15 protein-coding genes and 2 pseudogenes are annotated in these 20,050 nt (G+C 46.2%); 5 read left to right on the plus strand and 12 right to left on the minus strand.

Features of this window, described 5'->3' with window-relative positions:
* The first annotated feature begins 120 nt into the window (after nt 1-120).
* The gene (locus tag HUN05_11320) at nt 121-690 is read left to right on the plus strand and encodes a YkgJ family cysteine cluster protein (protein WDP85649.1); all 570 of its coding nucleotides are present in this window, start codon (nt 121-123) and stop codon (nt 688-690) included.
* A gap of 316 nt (nt 691-1,006) precedes the next feature.
* Entirely contained in the window at nt 1,007-2,998 is a 1,992-nt protein-coding gene (locus tag HUN05_11325) for a PAS domain S-box protein (GenBank protein ID WDP85650.1), read from the plus strand.
* A 109-nt stretch (nt 2,999-3,107) separates the two neighbouring features.
* Here the strand turns inward: HUN05_11325 and HUN05_11330 are convergent, their stop codons facing one another.
* The 6 genes and pseudogenes from HUN05_11330 to HUN05_11355 form a co-directional block, all read right to left on the minus strand.
* Nucleotides 3,108-4,574, minus strand: a complete 1,467-nt coding sequence (locus HUN05_11330) for a PAS domain-containing protein (GenBank protein WDP88034.1) — start codon at nt 4,572-4,574, stop codon at nt 3,108-3,110.
* Nucleotides 4,467-5,342, minus strand: a pseudogene (locus HUN05_11335) (transporter substrate-binding domain-containing protein). The gene HUN05_11330 and the pseudogene HUN05_11335 overlap by 108 nt, the downstream one beginning before the upstream one ends.
* 32 nt (nt 5,343-5,374) lie before the next feature.
* Nucleotides 5,375-6,544: an IS4 family transposase gene (locus HUN05_11340; GenBank protein WDP88035.1), complete on the minus strand. Its 1,170-nt coding sequence runs from the start codon at nt 6,542-6,544 to the stop codon at nt 5,375-5,377.
* Between the two features lie 548 nt (nt 6,545-7,092).
* Nucleotides 7,093-10,302: a cyclic nucleotide-binding domain-containing protein gene (locus tag HUN05_11345; GenBank protein WDP85651.1), complete on the minus strand. Its 3,210-nt coding sequence runs from the start codon at nt 10,300-10,302 to the stop codon at nt 7,093-7,095.
* Nucleotides 10,302-11,141 (minus strand): annotated as a pseudogene (locus HUN05_11350) (formylglycine-generating enzyme family protein). Before HUN05_11350 ends, HUN05_11345 begins: the two are co-directional and overlap by 1 nt.
* A 165-nt stretch (nt 11,142-11,306) precedes the next feature.
* Nucleotides 11,307-12,425 carry an ISAs1 family transposase gene (locus HUN05_11355; GenBank protein ID WDP85652.1) on the minus strand — a complete coding sequence of 373 codons (1,119 nt, stop codon included), beginning with the start codon at nt 12,423-12,425 and terminating at the stop codon, nt 11,307-11,309.
* A 379-nt stretch (nt 12,426-12,804) separates the two neighbouring features.
* On the opposite strand from HUN05_11355, the gene HUN05_11360 reads away from it, so the two are divergent.
* The 3 genes from HUN05_11360 (at nt 12,805) to HUN05_11370 (ending at nt 14,204) form a co-directional block, all read left to right on the plus strand.
* On the plus strand, nt 12,805-12,987 hold the full coding sequence (locus tag HUN05_11360) for a hypothetical protein (GenBank protein WDP85653.1): 183 nt from the start codon (nt 12,805-12,807) through the stop codon (nt 12,985-12,987).
* 56 nt (nt 12,988-13,043) lie between these two features.
* On the plus strand, nt 13,044-13,343 hold the full coding sequence (locus HUN05_11365; GenBank protein ID WDP85654.1) for a hypothetical protein: 300 nt from the start codon (nt 13,044-13,046) through the stop codon (nt 13,341-13,343).
* A 180-nt stretch (nt 13,344-13,523) separates the two neighbouring features.
* A complete protein-coding gene (locus tag HUN05_11370) occupies nt 13,524-14,204 on the plus strand; it encodes a hypothetical protein (GenBank protein WDP85655.1) in 681 nt (226 codons plus the stop codon).
* A 36-nt stretch (nt 14,205-14,240) separates the two neighbouring features.
* Here the strand turns inward: HUN05_11370 and HUN05_11375 are convergent, their stop codons facing one another.
* The 6 genes from HUN05_11375 to HUN05_11400 all read right to left on the minus strand — a co-directional run bounded on the left by HUN05_11375 (nt 14,241) and on the right by HUN05_11400 (nt 20,041).
* On the minus strand, nt 14,241-14,429 hold the full coding sequence (locus HUN05_11375) for a hypothetical protein (protein ID WDP85656.1): 189 nt from the start codon (nt 14,427-14,429) through the stop codon (nt 14,241-14,243).
* Nucleotides 14,402-15,130, minus strand: coding sequence for an adenylate/guanylate cyclase domain-containing protein (locus HUN05_11380; protein ID WDP85657.1), 729 nt, complete (start codon nt 15,128-15,130; stop codon nt 14,402-14,404). The genes HUN05_11375 and HUN05_11380 overlap by 28 nt, the downstream gene beginning before the upstream one ends.
* Complete coding sequence (locus tag HUN05_11385; GenBank protein WDP85658.1) at nt 15,081-15,653, minus strand: hypothetical protein; 573 nt, start codon at nt 15,651-15,653, stop codon at nt 15,081-15,083. The genes HUN05_11380 and HUN05_11385 overlap by 50 nt, the downstream gene beginning before the upstream one ends.
* Before the next feature lie 210 nt (nt 15,654-15,863).
* Entirely contained in the window at nt 15,864-16,943 is a 1,080-nt protein-coding gene (locus HUN05_11390) for a glycosyltransferase (protein ID WDP85659.1), read from the minus strand.
* Between the two features lie 144 nt (nt 16,944-17,087).
* On the minus strand, nt 17,088-18,368 hold the full coding sequence (locus HUN05_11395) for an HlyD family type I secretion periplasmic adaptor subunit (GenBank protein WDP85660.1): 1,281 nt from the start codon (nt 18,366-18,368) through the stop codon (nt 17,088-17,090).
* Nucleotides 18,369-18,370: 2 nt separating this feature from the next.
* Entirely contained in the window at nt 18,371-20,041 is a 1,671-nt protein-coding gene (locus HUN05_11400; GenBank protein WDP85661.1) for an ATP-binding cassette domain-containing protein, read from the minus strand.
* Between the last annotated feature and the right edge of the window lie 9 nt (nt 20,042-20,050).

Consider the following 20,050-nt stretch of genomic DNA (forward strand, 5'->3'; position numbering starts at 1 on the left):
GCTGTTTTTTGACCTGCCTTTACTGGCCCGGGAGACCGTTTCTTTTTTTTCGAAGATCCTGTATAAGGATCGCAAGGATGATGCACGATACAATAACCACCCCCCGACAAAGGCCCTGCCATGTCCAAAGATGAGATACTTGACCCCTTATTAAAAAATTATACCGACCTGCTCAGCCGGGTGGATGTCCACATCCAACAGGTGGCGGCGCGTTATTCAGACCAGATTGCCTGCCACAGGGGATGTGACAGCTGCTGCCGGTTTTTAACCCTGTTCCCAGTAGAGGCTTTTGCCCTGTCCCGGGCCTTTGAGTGCCTGGATAAATCAGCTCAAAAAAAGGTGGAAAAAAGACTGCAACTTATTGAAAAATCAGGGGATAAAGAACCTGAGAATTGTCCCCTTTTAGTGGACAGAATCTGCCTGATCTATCCGGCCCGGCCCGTGATTTGCCGTACACACGGATTGCCTTTGTACATAAAAAAAGATGGAAAGGCCTTGGTGGATTTCTGCCCTGAAAATTTTAAAAATATGACCTCTTTTCCCAAGGATGCCCTGATCAACCTGGATCAGTTAAACACCCTTTTGACCGCTGTAAACAAACATTTTACAGCCTCGGTAGATGCTGATCTGCCCGATAGGATCCCCGTATCCCAGGCGCTTTTCCTATGCAGGGATATGATTGAAGATTAAACCAGGCCCTTATTTTTTTGTCCTGTATTTTCTGGATGATGAGAATGCGCCGAACCCGGGGAAAATATTGTTGACTTGCAAACTTTAGGGCAGTCCGTGAGGTTTGCTCCATCTGAGCCCGTTGATTCCAAAATTGTGAGGGCGGTTTTATTTGTCTTGAGAATTTTATAAAATTGAATTATCTCTGGAAACTCTGTTTTAGCTCCTGATGACGCTGTAAATCCCAGGCCCTTTAAAGACGATGCAAAAATGATACGGACAGACTTAAATGAAACCTAAACCCAAAAGCAGACCCCGCCTATGGGATGACGTTTTAATGCTTGAGTCAAAAACCATTATCTTCTTTATTGTCAGTATTTTGGCGGCTATTGTCCTGTCGATTATTGCCAATGCTTTCTGCCATAAAAAAATAATAATTGAGCATGAAAAGTCATTTCAGGAACAGCAATCTCTCCAGGCCTTGCTTGCAAACCAGGCCATGGCGGCTAAAATTCACTGGCTTTACAAGGAATCAGACACTCTCGGGAACTATTCATTGCCGGAATTTGCCATGGGCAAACGTGATATCCCCTCTTTGGTCAGACTATTTTCCCTTGAACAAAATGCCTACCCGGAAAATATCGCCCATGTATACATGGATGCCCCTAACCATGTTCTGCATTCAAAAATTCAGGAAAGCCTGACAGGGGCTGAGGCAAAACGTATGGCTGTTAAATGGGCGGACAGATACTGGGCCGGATTAAAGACCCCGGAACAAGGTCCCATGATTCCCGATTTTCATATCACTCCTGGGTATCAGATGATGGGAATGCTTTTTCCCGTACGAGTTCAAGATTCGCTAAAGGGGGTGCTGGCTGTTGTGATTGACCTGCGGCCAATGGTTGAGCGATATATCGCCCCCATCCGTTCGGGCCAATACGGGGCAGCCTATCTTCTTGATGAAAAGGGCACCATTGTTTACGATCATGAAACTCAAATTATTGGCAGAAATATTTTTGATGGAATACATGCCAACCATCCTGACCTGGAAAGGGTTGATAACCGCCTTGTAAATGAAAAAACAGGAACTGATGAATACCGCTTTACGGTACACCGGGAGGGCAACAGGGTCTCACGTAAGCTTATCGCCTGGAATACCCTTTACATTGGTGACCACAGCCTGATTGTCTGTATTTCGGCTCCGGATATTGAAATCAACAAGTCACTCTATGGCATAAGGCTTCAGAGAAATATTTCAGGCATCTTTCTGACCCTGGTCATTATTGTCATGAGTATGGTTTTTTTCCTCTCCCGGCAGCAGATACTGAAAAACAGCAACAGGCAGCTTCAAGAGACCCTTGGAAAACAAACAGCAAAATTGAGGCAAAGTGAAGAAAAATACCGGACAGTGGTGGAAAAATCACCCATGGGCATATCCATTATTGACCATAGTGGCTGTTATGGCTTTGTGAACCAAGAATTTTGCAGAATTTCAGGTTATACTGAATCAGAGCTGCTCAAAAAACCATTTTTTTTCAACATTGCAGAAACAAGCATGGATAAGGTTCTGAAACGTTATGAAAAAAGAATGCAGGGAGAACCGCTTCAGGAGGTCTATGAGGTCTCTTTTGTTCATAATAATGGGCACCAGCGAGAAGCCCTTGTCAGAAGTGTGGTCTATAATAATCATGAAGATCAAACCAGCTACCTTGTTCAAGTCTTGGATATCACCCAGCGCAAACAGGCTGAACAGGCCGTTATTGAGAGTGAAAAAAAATACAGAACCCTTTTTGATTCCTCGGTTGATTCAATCTCGATCATTGATGTGGATACTGGTAATTTCATAGATTGCAATGATGCTGCAGTCAAGCTGCACAATACAAAAGTCCGTGAAAATTTTATAGGGTTGACACCTGAACAATTATCTCCTGAATTTCAACCCAATGGGAAATCCTCCCGCCAGCTGGGGGCTGAATACATCCGGACTGCTGTTGAAAAAGGGGTGAAAATTTTTGAATGGACCCATTGTAAGCGTGACGGCACATTATTTACCGCCTTTGTGTCCCTTTCTGCCTTATTATTACCCCAAAAAAATCTTGTCCTGGCCATATCCAAAGACATGACAGAGCTCAAACAGGCTGAACAGGAACGCGAACGATTGATCAAAGATCTGCAGACCGCCCTTGAAGATATTAAAACTTTGAGCGGCCTGTTGCCCATTTGCTCCAAGTGCAAGAAAATTCGTGACGATAAAGGGTATTGGAACACGCTTGAGGACTATCTTGAATGCCATTCAAATATCATGTTTAGCCACGGATTATGCGCTTAATGTTCGGATGAACTTTACGGCAACCAGGACTGGTATCTAAAAGTCAAAAAAAAGCAGCAGGACAGAGACAAATAGGCATTGCAGGAGATGCTGAGGCGCTTGTTTCGGGTCAGCGATCTTTTCTGGGATTGATTTTGATCATATCCTTTTTTCCCTTTAAGGGCAGGCAGATGGTAAATTTTGTTCCGGCACCGGGACTTGACTCTACGCTGATTTCTCCTTGGTGGTTTTCAACAATAATAAAATAGGAGACAGAAAGACCAAGACCGGTGCCGACGCCCACAGCCTTGGTGGTAAAAAAGGGCTCAAAAATACGCTTGCGGGTAAGTTCATCCATCCCAGGGCCATTGTCCTCTATTTCCACACAGACCCTTTCCTCTTTTTTTTCAAGACGTGTCCTGATGATAAACACGGGTTTTTTAGTTTTTGCTGTTTTCATGGCCTGGGCACCGTTACCCAGGATATTAAGAAACACCTGCTGGATTTTAGCACTTTCACAGAGCACCGGCGGGACATTTTCATCATAATCCTTTATGATCTGAATCATTTTAAAATCATAGTGTTTCTTTAAATCAAAGTCTGTCGCCGCAAGTTCAAGCGTTTTTTCAAAAAGGTCTGAAAGGGAATTGGAAGACATCTGGGCATCGCTTTTTCGGGCAAAGCTGAGCATATTCCCCACAATTTCAGCCATGCGCCGGCCTGATTTGTTGATGGTCGAGAGCATACGTAAAATCCCCCTTTTTTCCATAAAGGCATTGATATCTTTTAGATCAATGCCGATTTCTTCTGCAACACGCATATTGGCCGGCATGGTCATATCGGTCAGGCGGTTATTTATGACATCGGAGGTCTGCATGACACCGGCCAGGGGATTGTTTATCTCGTGGGCCATGCCTGCGGCCAGTCCGCCCACGGAAAACATTTTTTCACTTTGGATCATCATCTCTTCCAATCGTACCCTTTCGCTCACATCATCAATCCTGATGACGGCACCTTCAACTCGGTTGGCAATCAAAGGATAGATGGTGACATCCTCATAACCTGCAAACTTTCCAAATATGCCGGAGGTTTTATGCTTTGAAATAATCTTGCGGGTGATTATGCTTTGGGCGATATTTCCCATAAACACACTCATCTGGGGCAATAGGTTTAAAATATGTTTCCCCTGGGCATCTGCCAGATCAATCCCGGTCATTTCCTGGGCCTTGTTGTTCCATTGGGTGATGTTTCCATCAGTGTCCACTCCGATGAGCATGGACGGCATGGAATTGATGATATTACTGATATAATTGCGCGCGTTTAACAGGTTTTTCTCGCTTTGCTGAAGCGCCTTTGTCCTTTTTAAAACGGTATTTTTCAAACTCCAGGACCAAAAAAAAACAAGAATAATGATTAAAATCAAAGGAGAGACAATCCAGGCGGTATATTGGATTATTTTCTTTTTTCCCCAGGTGTTGTTTTCGTATACCCCAAACCATTTATGATAAATTTTTTCATATACCCCGGTGGTTTTAATAATGCTCAGGCCTTCATTTAATTTTGCCAGCAAATTTGCATTCCCCTTGGTAACTGCCATACAGTATTTGCGTTGAATTATTGGCGGGCCAACCGCAATAATGTTTTTAATTTTTTCTTTTTCAAGGATGATCATCCCCTGTAATCTTGAAATAACCGCACAATCGCCTTTGCCTTGTGATAAATCATTCAGGGCCTCTTGGGTGCTGTTTTTTAATAATAGCGATTTGGTAATATTATTTTCAACCGTGAAATCATGGCCCAGATCATTTTTTTGTACGAGAATTTTCTTGCCTTGTGCATCTTTTAAGGATTTGATTTTTGATCCTTTTCGAACAAAAACTGAGTAAGAGGCAATGAAGTGGGGAATGGCAAAGTCAACGCGTTTCGCTCTTTGTTCTGTGTTAAACATGCCCATCAAGGCATCAATGGTTCCTGTTTCAATTTCAGGGCGGACCTGTGCCCAGGCATCCAGTTCTATTTGTATCTGAAGCCCCATTTCCCGTGCAACCGCCCTGATAATATCCACATTGAATCCATCGGGTTCATTTTTGTCGTTCAAAAACTCATAGGGTGGATAGTTGTTGTCTCCCTTAATCATTAATGGAGAAGTGTTTTGGGCATTTACATTCTCAACTGTAAATATACAGAGCAGGCAAAAGAGCAGATATTTCCATCGCATTAGATGATTGTCCCTTCTTGGATGAAAGCAGATAAAATGATTTCGGGTGTAACGAATTTCACGATAACTCCTTGTAAATTGGTTTGTGCCGGATTTGTTCTGGCGCAACTCGTGGCCGGCCAAAAACCCAATCGCAAAAACAGTCATGTAAATGTGTTGCAAAATTCAGTGATGTCCGGTTAGGTTTTTGCTTGCTCAATAATTTTTTGATCTTTGACAATATTGTCCCTGTTTGAACTATGAGAGCCCTGCTCCTCGCAGCCAAACAGGTCATTTAGAATGGCGGTTCGCAGCTGCCGAACTCTTTTGATCGTGACCTTTTCATTAAACTGTTTTTGGCAATGGATTGCCAGTAACAGGTAAGTGATAAGGCCGCCAAGAATCTGAACCATAAGGCCGTATTCACTGCGGGCAATGAGATGATATACCTTCAGATGTTCTTTCCACCATTTGAAAAAATCCTCAATGGTCCACCGGAGTTTATAAATTGTTGCTATTTGTTCCGCTGTTAAATCATGCCTGTCAGTTGCCACATAGTATTTGACGCCAGCAATTTTATAGCCAACAACCCGAACAGGCCTTTTCGTCTGGTTTTGATTCGGAGTACCAAGTTTAACCAGTGCATCATAAAAAATGTAGCTGTCGGAAGGGGTCTCGTGGTTATCAATAATTGTTCTTGTTGTCCTGGTTTTTATACGGCAGACAAAATGTTTGCCTTGCTCCTGAAGCAGGTCAAATTCTTTATGGGATTGATATCCACGATCCATAACACCTGTTTGCCCCTTGGAAAGTATTTTGGGAACAAAAGTGCGTTCAGCGCCGTTGCCTTCAGTCAAAAAGATTTTGTTTGGGATTCCGTGATTAATGTCAAATCCGCAATGTACTTTGGCTTTTTTACTTCCTTTTCTGTAGTTCGCCCAGTGCATTGAAAGGACTGCATTTATGAGACTACCGTCAATGGAAACCAACTCTCCTAACTCGGCGTGTTCACCCGGATGACACTCAAGAGCCTGTTTATAAAGATCCTCAAAGATAAATTGCAGTTGTTCGAGTCCCCTGTGATTGATGGCTTCACAGAAACTACTACGGCTGATACCACCGTCTGGCGCAATATTTTCTTTAGCAAAAACATTCTCCTTGAGATCCTGAATTAAATGTCGGGCAGACTTGTGCTCCTGAAGATGGAAATAAACCAAAGCATTTATCTGGTCTTCGAATGTCATTTTTAAAGGGCGGTCTCCTCGAGATTGTAATTCCGGTGCTTTTGAAAGTGACTTTATCAGAGGGCACCTGAAATTGTCAAAGTTCAGGGACCGTAGTTGTTTTTTAGGGACTGAGATGTGCGTCATTTGAGCTCCTTGAGTTAAATTTTCAAGGCGCACAAAAATTTTTACGCACATTTGTCAACACAAAACCGACTGTTTTTTCAATGATTTTAGATGCTTTTTATATGCAACAACCTAACCGGACACTACTGTGCAAAATTATAAGATGGCAGACTGGTTTTGTCAAAATCGATATTTTTCAGCCCGTATATTTCACAATTTTTTTGTTTTAGCTGCAAGGCGCAAGTGAGGCTTTAGTGAGCTTGCTGCCAACGGGCCCAACCCCGCAGAGGATCTGATATCGGTTCGTCCCAAGGGGGGGGGTACCCTTGGGTTTGCCAGCCTATTATAACCTGCGGGATTTAAAGATATTAAGATTCGGTTTTCCCCCCGAGGACCATGAAATATCCGGGGAGGTCAGATCCGATAGACCTTCCTGGGTATTCTCCCGGAATATGATCCAGGGTTAAAATTTTAAAGAAATCGCCCGGGCTTTTGGCGACAGTCGGCAAAAAAGGGGCACAATCACGCCGATGTTTAGGTTTTAGATCCAACCTGTTTTTTGCCCGAGTTTAGCTGATTTCAAATTTTCCGTGGAGATAACGGATGCGCTGGCTTAATACCGAACAGATCTGAAGGGAAATCCTTGGAAACTCCATGGCTGTTTCTTTGAATTCCTGTTTGTGGAGAATTAGGAAGCGACAGGGGGTCACGGTTTTGATGGTTGCCGATCTTGGGGCATCATCAATAAGGGCCATTTCCCCGAAGGCCCCGCCGGATTCGATATGGTCCAATACCACCTCTTTATCGCCTGAAAGCTCTTTGATCACCTCTACTCGTCCGTCTATGACAAGAAATACGGTTTCCCCCATTTTATCCTGTTTGATGACAGTTTCATTGGCTTGATAATCCAGTTCCTTTGTCTCTGCGGCAATGGCTGCCAGCTCTGCTGCACTTAAGCCTGAGAAAATATCAATCTCCTTTAAAAGCAGTATTTTTTCTCCCATGGATATTTCAGTGGATCCAATCCGTTGCCCGTTTTGTCTTTTTTGATCGGATGTGTTGAGAATCATTTTGGCTTCCTTTGAAATAATTTTGTCTAACCTGGATTTGAGCGTGTCTGCCATGGGAGAAAGATCAAATATGTCCGGAGCTTCATGGACCATGGCAAGCCCCATGATGACGTCCACCCAGTCCTGGGAATTGAGCAGGGTCTCTATGACCGTCTGGCCTTTGGGGTCAAATTCAGGCATTTTTATAAAGGGTTGTCCCTGTTCAAGGGCAATCTGGGGAGACGGGCTTTCTAAGAGGGGCACCATGGCGTTAAAGGTCTTCCGGTCCAGAACGTCGCTGACCAATTCAATGGCATTGGCCCGCTGGCGGGTGTCCGGAGAGAAAATACCCCGCCAGGCAGTTTTCATCTTCCCTGATTTATCGTGGATGGCCAGGACCCGGATAATATTTTCCAGCACCATTTCTTTTTTCTGGTTCAGGTGCTCGACGGCAAGGGCGCGGCCGGGTGTGGGGCCCATCTGTCGTATGGTTTCACCCATGGCCAGGTAGGTATAGCTTTTGGTGATCTGCTCCTTGGCAAACATCAGAATATCAAACTCTTTGATGTCCATGTGCTCCAGAAGTTCAAAAATACCCCGTCTGATCCGGGAGCCGGGCAGTCCTAAGGATTCAACCAGAAGTGTGTTGTTCCGATACTCGGCTCGCTTGATTTTTTCCTTGGCAAAGCTGCGGATTTCCTGGGAGATATCTGCAATCAGTGAAATGGTTTTCTTCAAGGCCGTGTCATTGTCTATGGTCAGGGCATCGAGTGCGGCCAGTCGTACCGGAGCAAGATCGTAGGAGAGATAGGAAAAGATCACCGAATTCAGTTCTTTTGCCTCCAGCCGGGACAGGGCAATAATGATGTCCGGGATAATCGGGTCGATCTTTTTTTTGGATAAAATTTTAAGCAGAATATCAATGTATTCCCGGTCCCGGCTCAGGCCTGCACTGATGATTCCGGACTGGCGCTGGTCCATATCATCTGAATTAAGCCATTGGTCAATCAAGGATTTGTATTTTACCGGGTTTTGGGCGTAAAGACAGGCCGCGGCAAATCCCCTGACCACAGGATGGGTGCTTTGAACATAGGGACGCAAGTCCCTGCCCCTGGCCGCAGTAAATCCCTGCTGGCAGACCAGTTTTAATATGGCAATGGTGGTTTCGGGTGTTTTAGGATCAAGATAGGTCACTAATTTTTTGGCCGCTTCGGGTTTGTAAGTTTCCGATATCATTTTGATCAGGGCCACCTGGGTGGTTTCATCCTGGTCTGCCAGGCAGGCCAGAATATTTTCATCCAAGGTTTTTTCTGAAAAATTTTTTAAGAGCTTGGCATACCAGATCACATCTGGTCCCCGGGCCGATAAAAACGAGGCCTTAAGATCTTTTAAGACCTTGTCCTGGTTGAAAATATGGGAAATTTCCTTGGGACTGAACCGTTTGATATCCAGAAGGTTGTTGGAGATGAGATCCTTGAGAATACTAGCGTATTTTGCCTTGAGGATAAAGGGGGCGCCAAGCCACACCAGAACAAAGGGCAGGGCGACAAGAGAAAGATATTTGGGGTGGAACAAGGAATCTGAAATCAGGATGATACCCGAGCCTGTAAACAGGGCCAGTCTCACCACCGTTCCCCGAAGAAAGGGGCGGATCATGTTTCTGTAGGATTCAGGGAAAAGCCCGATAAGAATACCGTTGGCCGGCACATTGATGGTGGTTCTAAGGATGTTGGTGGACATCCTGGCATACATGGCTGAAAACATGTCAAACCGGAACAAAAATGCGGTAAAGGCAATCATGTAATTAAAGGGGTGGAACATCAGGGCCACGGGCAGGCCCCACCTGCCGTAAATTCTGCCCACAAAGAGCAGGATAAAGAGGCTGATGGTATACAAGCCCCCCCTGAAATATCCGAAAAACTGGATCATGGCAGCTTCCGAGGCAAACTGGTCGTCAATGGCATAGTTGAACTGATAGTTCATGATGGGGACCACCACGTTGGGCATAAAGGTCAGAACCAGAACGATTTTAACCAGGATGGAGTCCTTGACCAGGGGATAGACATCCTGGATTTCCTGGAACATGGATTTTTTCTTTTTTGCCTCCTGGCCTGTTTTTTCCTGGAAAATCAATGAAGCGTAGCTTCTTCCCATGGCCCGGACAATGATCATCCCGGTTAGGGTGGTGGCAAGATAGAGGTAGAGCAGGTTGTCCAGGTTGAACCATTTTGCAAAATAAGGGGTGCCCACAGAACCTAAAATCAAACCGATCACTCCGCCGGCCGTAAGCAGAGGAAATAGCCGTTTGGATTGCCGGGTATTGAACAAATCATTGCACATGTTCCAGAAGAGCAGGGCCTGGAGAAGTTCAAACTGGCTTTTGAGCATGAATAATATGGGGTAGAGGATATCAAACCCAAAGGGAATGAGCAGGCGGATGCCTGTGACCAGAAGGCCTGAGGCCAAAAAAACATAGGCGAGCAGACGGGCCCCGCTCATCCGGTTGAGCAGGGTGGTTAAAAATCCTGTGATAAACAGGGTGACCACGGCATTGAGCATGTTGACCACGGGCATGAATTCAACCCCGTAGCGTTTTAAAAATGCGGTTTCCGCATAGTTGTTCAGGATGATGCCTGAACTGCGGACGATGAACAAAAGGGCGGTGGCCCAGAGCAGAATACTGATCTCTTCTTCATATATTTTTAAGAGGCCAAGGATTTTTTTTTGCATTAATTGGCCTCAAGCACCAGTCTGAATCCCGTGGTTTTAAATTTTGAACCGGGATGGGCATAGGTCCGGTTGGCGCTCCTAAGATAGTGGGAATGTTTATACCAGGACCCGCCCCGTCTCACCCTTGAATCTGAATCCATGGTTGAATAGGCAGATGGATTTGGGCCTGCAAGATAGTCTTGATAGGAATCCGCACACCACTCCCATACATTGCCGTGCATATCATAAAATCCCCATGGATTTGGGGGAAAGCTTTTAACCGGTGCAGGTCCGTTGGCGCATATTTTCATGGTTTCATAAAAGAGGATGCAGTCCTGGTCTTTTTTGGTATTGTTGGCATACATGGCCTTTGAACAATCAATATCATTTCCCCAGCTATAGGCTGTGTGTGCCCCTGCCCGGCAGGCATACTCCCATTCTTTTTCAGTGGGAAGCCTGTATCTGCCGTGGTTTTTTTTGTTTAATTGTTTAATATATTTGACGCAGTCATACCAGGAAATCCGGGTGACGGGCATATTTTCCTTGCCTCGCCGTCTGAACAGCCAGGGTTTTCCCATGACGGCCCGCCATTGTTTCAGGGTGACCTCTGTTTGTTAGAGATAAAATCCCGAGGTGATGGTTACTGTATGCTGCTGCTCGTCCTTGTTCCTGAACGGTTCGTTAACCGGGCTGCCCATCTTGAAGCTGCCCGGATCCACCCGGATAAAGGTCATGCCCATTTCATTGGTGATTATTTGCTCTCCTGCCATGCACCAGGCGGGGAAAAGGCCGAGGCAGACCCAGAATACGGCTGCCAAAAGGCAAACTTTTTTTGGAGAAAGCCAGAATAAATATCTCATATGCAAAATAATATCCTTAAAATAGGGCTGAAAAATATCCTTAGGATGACTGTCTCAAGGTATTCTAAATTAATTTATCCTTGTTATCAAGGGGCAAGACCTATGCTGACAGGGCTCACGCATGTAAATATTGTAAAGTGCCTATAGTTTTGATTGGTTCAAGTATCATCCAAACATAACTTCCTCCAGATATTTGATATCCATAGCAGCATTCAACCTTTTGGTTTTTACACTCCCTTTAAATGTCTTATTGTTCCGTAATAAATTTAATGCAATGTGCCGAATCGCTGCAAAATTCTCAGGAGAGTTCCCCTTTCTGACTCTGCTTTCGTCTTCACGGAACGCAATATCCAATACCCAATGCACTGAATTTTCAATTCCCCAATGCCTCCTGACAGCATTACCAAAAATATTGGGGTCGCTATCCAGGCTCGATATATAATATCGCTTTTCATGACTGATCTGGCCGTCCATTTCCCGGGTGGATTCAATCATTCCAATACTTTTCAAACCTTTCCAACTTTTTTTATCTTCAAACCAATCAATATCAGAGGTTATCACAGCCCTGCGCGTTTCGACTCGACCGTGCCCTCCGTCAACACTGGTCTGTTCATTAAACTGGTACCCCTGATTTTTCATTTCTTCCATTTTATTGAAAAAAAGTACCGCTTCATCATGCAAGGTTTTATGATTTTCTTTCAGGGCAAGGACATAGTCACACCCTTTGTTTATTATGGTTTCAGCGATTTTCTTTTGAGTGCCCATGGCATCAATGGTTATAATGCAGCCCGAGATATCTAAAAGTTTTAAAAGATTTGGAATGGCCGTAATTTCATTTGATTTTTCTTCGGTTTTTAATTGCCCTAAAACCACTTTATTAGACGAAGCCCACGAACTGATCATATGAATGGCTTTCTTATCATTGGAGGTATCGTGTGAACGCCTTAGAGTTTTGCCGTCGATTGCAATGACTTGACCTTTGGTCATCTTTGCAACCGACTGAACCCAGTGCATAAAACTGCTCTGAAATTCATTCGGGTTCATCCTTTCAAAAATTCTGCCAAAGGTGTCATGGGAGGGTATCCCATGGGGAAGGCTTAGAAATTTTGACAACCACCTTTTTTTCTTTTTGCCAAAGTTTTCAATTTGCTCATAAGTGTCTGCGCCAGCAACTACCGCACAAATTGCGATGATGACGACATCAATTAAATTATGAAGCTTATTGTGGTGTCTGGGGTCCTGAATATTGTCAAAAAAAGTTTCAAGAGATTTTTTTTCGTTCATTGGCAACTCCTTGTGTTTATTGCCATATATATCGTATCTGTGCAGCGATGTCTAGGAAAATTTTGTTCGATGCTCATATACTATAACAAGCCAGGAGAGCCAGGCTGGGATAGGGTGAAGGGGGTGGAGTGGCGTAAATGAGCGGCCCGCCAGGACGGCATAGGTCCGATCATTTCCGCTTCTTAAGCGGTCAGGACGACCGCTTAAGATTTAACGGAATCCCCCTCACCTATTCCAGCCGGGTAAGGACGAATCTTAATAAAAGTTACATGCGATGAGGGCGCATTCCCATTTTCCCGGTTTTAAAAAGGCCTGTCTTTTAGAGCAAAAAGAATGATATCCTCTGTTACGCTGAAATGAACATAAATGGATTGTGCTAATGAAGAAAGCTGAAGATTGTAATACTGTTGATGAAGTCCTTGCATGCCTCAAAGAACTGGAAGAAGATCCAAATCGCTTGGTTCGTAACGCTAACGAATTAGAACAGATGGAGCAGGAAATCCTTGAGTATACAAATCGGATAAGCGCCTTTTTTTTAAAAAAAAGATCCAGGCCTCAATAGATTCCTCTGAACAGGTCGACCAAGAAAAAGAATTGATGTCCAATTGGCCGGGACGGATGAAAAGCGAAGGGCTTGAGACCGTTTGGATTCAGCTTTGTACAGATAGTTCGGTTGATATTCATGTTCGATACTATCGAAGGTCCTGTGACCGCCGAAAAGGAAAAAGATATAAAGGTGCATACGCTGGCTTAATCCTTCTTGGAATCCATGATCGCTGCTCGCCTGCTTTGGCTTCTATGGTGAGTTCTTGGTCAGCCTTATTAAGTTCTTTTGAAGAAGTCCGTCAAGTGCTTTGTGACCGTGGGATGACGTTGGGTATAAAGGTCATCCGTAAACTGACCTATCGGTACGCATAGCGGGCTCGAGCCGAACAACAAGCGGGCCGAATCCCATTAAATGATAGAGATTTACTTGAAGGGCGGCGAGTCGTTATCAGCACTGATGGTGGCCGCACTCGGCTCAGAGAGAAGAAAAGGGGACCAAAAACCCAAAAGGATAGAACCCGATTTCGTGGGGCATGGCGAGAACCCAAGCTTTTGATCATTTATGTAGTGGACGCCCATGGAAAACAAGAAAAAAGCTTTTCACCATTTATTGATGGCTGTTTCAATGGACCGGATGGTGTATTCCACTTGTTAAAGGGTTATTTGAACTCCCTTCATATTCAGAACTCAGACAAAATACTGTTTGTTGCAGATGGGGCACATTGGATTTGGAATCGAATCCCCGGACTGCTAAAAGCATTGGGTTTGGCTCCTGAGCGTGTGTATGAACTTCTCGATTTCTACCATGCAGTTGAGCATCTGGGTACAGTAGCAGGCTTAAGGAAGACCTGGTCATCCAAGGAACGCAAACGCTGGGTATCGAAGCAGCGAGGTCTTCTGCTGAAGGGAAAGGCGATTGAGGTGGTACAGGCCGTCCAGAAGCTTTGTAGAGGCAGAAACAGTAAGGCTATCAAGACGGAACGGGATTATTTTGTGCGCAATGAACTGAGGCTTAATTTCTCAACTGTAAAAGCGTTGAACTTACCTATTGGCAGCGGTGCTATTGAAAGTTCGATTCGGAGAGTCGTGAATTTACGTCTTAAAGGTCCATGCATCTTTTGGTATCGGGAGAATGCAGAAAAAATGATTATGCTGCGATCATTTTATAAAGCAGGGCGTTGGAACTGCCTGAAGCAGATGGCAAACATGCACAATCCAGTGCCAGCGGTATAACCGGGAAAATGGGAATGCGCCCTGCGATGACCCTGCCTATGCTGAGGCCTGGTTTATCCATTTAACCAAAAGCGCCCTGTCCTGTTCATCCATGGATGTGATGTTGAATTGGACAGAGTGGGCAGTCTCCCCCTGGATGGTTTTGGCGTAGATTTCTCCAAAACAATGGGCCTCAATGCAAAATTCAAGTGCCAGCTTTACATCAAAAAAAGAGGGAAGGGGCACCCGGGTTCGGGCATAAATTGTTTTTTCGTCCAGAAGATAGGTCTCACCCTTAATGGGAATTTCTGAATTTTTTTTGTCTTGGATGGTCCAGCAGGTAAAGGGAATCCTGATTTCCACCCGGCGGCTTTTGGCTGCCGGACGGACAAGTGTCTGGGAAAATCAGGGCTGTGAATGGCTGTCACCGAATAAAAGATCAAAGGTTTTTTAATGCCTTTCATCATCATATTTGCTGGCGGCAGGGCAGTCACCATCTCCTGGACCAGATCAAAGGTGGACTGACCGATCAAAATCTGTCCGCCGATACTGTTGGATTCAATGCGGGAGGCCCGATTGACCGTATCCCCGACAATCCCGTATTTCATCCTCGCCTGGGATCCGATGTTTCCCAGGATCACCTGTCCGGTATTGATGCCGATGCCCATTTCCATGGGCAGTCTGCCTTGGTCTGAGGTCTCCTTGTTCAGGTCAAGGAGGCAGTTCTGCATTTCAATGGCGCAGGCAATGGCCCGTTCCGGATCATTTTTATGGGCGTTGGGCGCTCCAAATACGGCCAGAATGGCATCTCCGATGATTTCATCAATAATACCGTCATACTTGAGAATAATATGGGACATTTTTCCCAGGTAGCGGTTGAGCAGCTGGACCATGACTTCAGGGTCCCGGGTTTCCGACATGCTGGTAAACCCCCGGAGATCGGACATCAGCACGGTGACCGTTTTTCGCCGACCCCCCGATCTGTGGACCCTTGGGCGAGGTTAGAATTTCATCCACCACCTTTTGGGAGAGGTATCTGCCAAAGGTCTCCTTGATAAATTTGACCAGGTTGAGGCGTTCCTCGGATACGTTTATAATTTCATTGAGCATGGCAGTTCTTGAGGCGACAAGGGTTTTGATTTCATCCGGGGCCTTGTCCGGCAGGTCAACCCCGTTGACCTGGGTATAGTCTTTTTGAATTCGTTTGTTTGCCTCTGCCAAAGATTCCAAGGGGAGAATGATTTTATCCGTAAGAAATTGTTTCAGGGTCAGCATCATAAAGGCAATGATAATTCCCACAAGGATCAATATCCGGACGGCATACCAGAACAGGTCCTGGGGACCGGCATCCTGGGTAAACCACCGGTAAAAAAGGGAAAAGACCAGCAATACCCCTTCAATGACAAGGATGCGCCAGAACACCCCCATGAGCAGTATTTTTCTGACCCCGTTGGTTTTTTGTTTTTTCATAATTTTCATGTCTTTTTTTTACACCCCGAGGCAGGGGCAAGCCTGATCGTCCATCATTATTCTTACATACCCTAAAGGTAAGGAATTAAAACTTTAAGATAAAAGCATTTAAATTCAAACCCAATCGCCTGATTCCTTTTTGATTTTGCGACCTTGGGATTATATCTTAAGCTATTGGGCCAAGGGTGACAAGGCTTGGATTCTGCCGGGTCATCCAAACCTGGGGCCTGGTTTGTTTTTTGCCTGGATCATTTGTTTTACAACTCGGATTTGGGCGGCAAGGGTTTTGTCTATGCAAAAATTATCTGCAATGGTTTGCTGGGCCTTGAGTTTGAGCGTTCCCATAAAAGAGGGATAGTCCAGGCAGGCGGTTATTTTTTGGGCGATTTTTTGGATATCGAAAACATCTGTTAATATGCCGTTGACCCCGTCCTTTATGATGTCTCTGACCTGGGCAGTGTCAGGGGCCACCACGATGCTGCCGCAGGACATGGCCTGCAAAAAGGAGTCAGATAAAATAAAGGGTCGGCTCAGATCCACATGAATTGAGGAGGCCCGGAGCAAATCACAATAGGTGTCAAAGGGCAGGAAATCAAGGAAATGAACCCGCTCTGGATCCGGAAAACGGGTGCGGGCCATTGTTTTTTTATAAAAATGGTTTTGGCCCGGCCCAGGACCGTATCCGGCCGGCTCGTCTTTTAGAATCACCACATGGGCGTCGGGGCGTTTTTCCAGGATCAGTGGAATGGATTTAATAAACCGGACAATTCCCTGGTCAGGGTCAAGCCCTTTGTTTGTATAAGTGATAATTTCTTTTGCACAGCCAAGATCCAGACGGGAAAGCATAAGGGACTTTTTGGGGGCAGGTTTTGAACAAAGGGGGGGTATCCCCGGATGGATGACTTGGAGCTTGTGTTGAAATATCTTTGGAAATTGATTTTTATCCCATAGGGTGGGGCAGATCCCATGGTCGCAAAGATGAAGATCTGAAAGCAGGGGCAGGGTTTGTTCCCGGATTTTTATTCGGGTGGTTAATCTGGGTAGATGATTTTTCTCCCTGTTCGTTTCAAGGAGGTCTGGGCGGGGATATCGGTCAAAAAAAGCCAGAAACAAGGCCTTGGGAAAAACATCTTTTACAAAAAGGGTTGATCCCTGGCCTGCCGCCCCCAGGATCAGGTCAGGCTCAAAGCCTTGAACCTTTAAATCTTCCAGGGCCTCAGCCACGGCCCTGTCCATGGGGCTACGGCCCTGTATTTTTTTCTGCCTGAGCAGTTTTGCCTCTGGAATCATTATTTTATCTACACCTGAAATTTGCTGACCAGGCCCGGGCCCGGCCGTGATAAATTTTATCCGGTGTTCAGGCGCTTGGCCTAAAATTTGTGCCAGATGGTTGAATTGTCCAGGAAAATTAGGATGGATGAATATTAAGTTCACCTAGCGCTCCTGAAGGGAAAAACTTAAGGTGTTGATAAAGGGATCCATGAGGTAGTCAAGGATGGTCCTTTTCCCAATATGGATATAGGCCATCACCACCATGCCCGGGTAAAGTCGGTATTTTTGATCTCCTGCCTGAAAATAGCTTTGATCGGATTCAATGCGGACATTGTAAAAGGTTCGGGACTGGGCATCGGTAAAGGTATCCGGGCTGATCTGGGTGACCCGGCCTTCAAGTTTATTAAATTTTTTGGCATCTTTGTTGGGCAGTTGGAGAAATACCCTTTGTCCGGGTTTGATATATCCGATATCAGATATGTCCAAATGGGCCTCGATCACCAGACGATCCATGGACGGGACAATATCCGCAAGGGTATCCCCGGGTTTGACCACTCCCCCCCGGGTCACCTTGTACAGCCTTTTGATCACCCCGTTGATGGGGGATCTGATGATGGTCCTTTCCAGGCTGTCCCTGAATTTTTTAATCCGGATGGAAAACTCTTTGAGCTCCTGCTTGGCTGTTTTGAGTTTTTCTTCTGATTCTTCCCTGAACCGGTTCCGGGCTTCGTTGAGTTTTTCCCGGGTTTCAATTAGGGCGTGTTCCGCCTCTTTAAGGGCGGATTGGTCAGCCATGATTTTACCCTGGATTTCATTTGTTCTGCGCATGATTTCAATATGCTTGATCCGGGTGGTGAGATTGTCAGCCAAAAGTTCAAGGCTTAAGGCCAGTTCCTCTTCCAATAGGGGCAGGCGTGCACGCTTGTTTTCCAGCTGGGCCTTTATGGTTTTGATCCGTTCTTGTTTCTGCCGGACCATGGTGGCAAGCTTGTTCACCGTGGACTGGTGGCTTTTTTTATTGGCGTTGAACAGGGACCTGGCTTCACGGACAAGTCCGGGAAGATCATTGATGATTTGACTGGGAAATTCAATCTCCGGCCTGGTTTCAACCTGGGCTGAGAGGCGGAAAACATCGACTTTTAATGCATTCACACGCATGGTCAGTTCTTCAAGGCTGGCCCCGGAGCGGAGTTGCTCAAGTTCGATCAGAGCCTGGCCCGTGGTCACCGGGTCTCCTTCTTTGATATTGATTCTGCGGATGATACCGCCCTCAAAATGCTGGATCTGCTTGACCTGGGTGCTGGGGATCACAAGGCCCTGGGCCATGGATACCACATCCAGCCGGCCCTGATATGCCCAGAGGCCAAAAGAAAGACAGAGAACCACCAGGAGGGAAAAAAACAAGTGGGTGGTTCTGGTGATGTCAGGGGCTGAGTTGTCCATGATCATGGCCTTTGATCTGATCTGTAATTTTTGCGGATCAGGACGGGAACAGGTTTTTTATTGAGGTTGAGCACCATTTCACCCCCTTTTAAGATTTTGGGATCATTGGTCAGCACCACAATGGTTTTTTTTGATTCAGCCAGATAATTCATTGTTTGGTATACGGCTTGAACCCCTTGTGCATCCAGTCCGTCTGTGGGCTCATCTAAAATCACAAGCTGCCCCTGGCCGGCCAGGGCCCTTGCAAGGGAGATGCGCTGGCGGATGCCCTGGGGCAGATCTCTGCCATTTTCCGCAATTTGTCTGTCCAGTCCCTGGGGGGTGCGGTCTAAAAAGGGTCTTAAATCCGCAAGCCGGATGATTTCATTAAACCGCTCATTGGACAAATCTGGATTTGAAAGAAGAATATTTTCCCTTAAGCTGCCCAGGATAAAGTCCGGTTCCTGGGGCATGTAAATCACCTGCCTGCGCCACCAGGACGGTGAAATTTGTGCCAGGTTGACCCCGTCAGCCAGAATTTTTCCCCGCCTGGTGTTGAGCAGACAGGTCAACAGTTTTGCCAGGGTTGTCTTGCCGGTCCCATTGCTGCCGGTCACCCCGACAACAGAACCGGGTTCAAGCGTGAGGGTCAGGGACTCAAACAAAGGGGTGGTCGTATTGGGATAGGCAAATCCAAGATCCTGGCATTCAAGTTTTCCATGATATCGGCCCAGGGCTGTTCCGGCAGCGGGTTCAAGGGGGATGGTTGAAAATTTTGCCAGGGCCTGGAATGATTTTCGGGCACGGGCCAGGGCAAATGCGGCCTGGACCAGGCGTGTGGTATTTTGAAAGGCCCTTCCAAAAAGGATATTGGCACCGATCAAGGCCCCCACGGATAATTTGCCCTGGACCACCAGAATCGCTCCGCCGGCATAGATGAACACCGAGGTTAAGGCGGATACGGTCAGGGTGAGGGTTGTTAAAAGGTCCCGGTAAGCGGATAGCCTGGCCTGGAGGTCAGAGATGGTTGCAAGCTGGTTTTCCCATTTGTTCCATAAAAAAGGGGCGGCACAAAAGGCCTTGACCGTTTCCAGTCCGTTGACCACTGAAAAGTTGAGTCCCTGGTGGGCTGAAACCGCTGAACCCAGAAGATTGCCTGTCCGGCCGGACCGGGCCAGGGTGATCCATGCCGAGCCTAAAGTAATGCTGATTCCCCCAAGGGCGATCCCGGCCAGCACAGGGCTCAAAAGATAGAGCACCCCCACCAGCACCAGGGAAAAGGGAGCATCCAAAACAGCTGTCAGGGTCTGGGCATCATAGGCCTGACGAATGGTCTGGACATGGGTGAGACTGTCATGGATGTCCTGTTTGGGAATCCCCAGAAGCGGTGCGGCCTGGGCCTGGCTGATCAGGGTGAGCATTTCTCTGGACAAAGAATCGTTGGGACCCTGGTTCACTGCGGTTGCCATCCGCGTTCTCACCATCCTGAAGCCCAATTGGAGAAATACGGCAATGCACATTCCAAGGGTCAGGGTGATCAGAGTCCCGTGGAATCCGTAGCTGACGTAGCGGTTCAGGATCTGGATCACATACAGGGGCATGGCCAGGCTGAGCAGGGTGGTCAGGCATGTGGCCACAAGTATTTCAACGGCCAGAACCGGTTGTTTGAAAAGTCGCCTGAAAAGTTCTTTCATGTCAAAGAA

This window comes from Desulfobacter sp. (genome assembly GCA_028768545.1).
In the GTDB taxonomy this organism is placed as follows: domain Bacteria; phylum Desulfobacterota; class Desulfobacteria; order Desulfobacterales; family Desulfobacteraceae; genus Desulfobacter.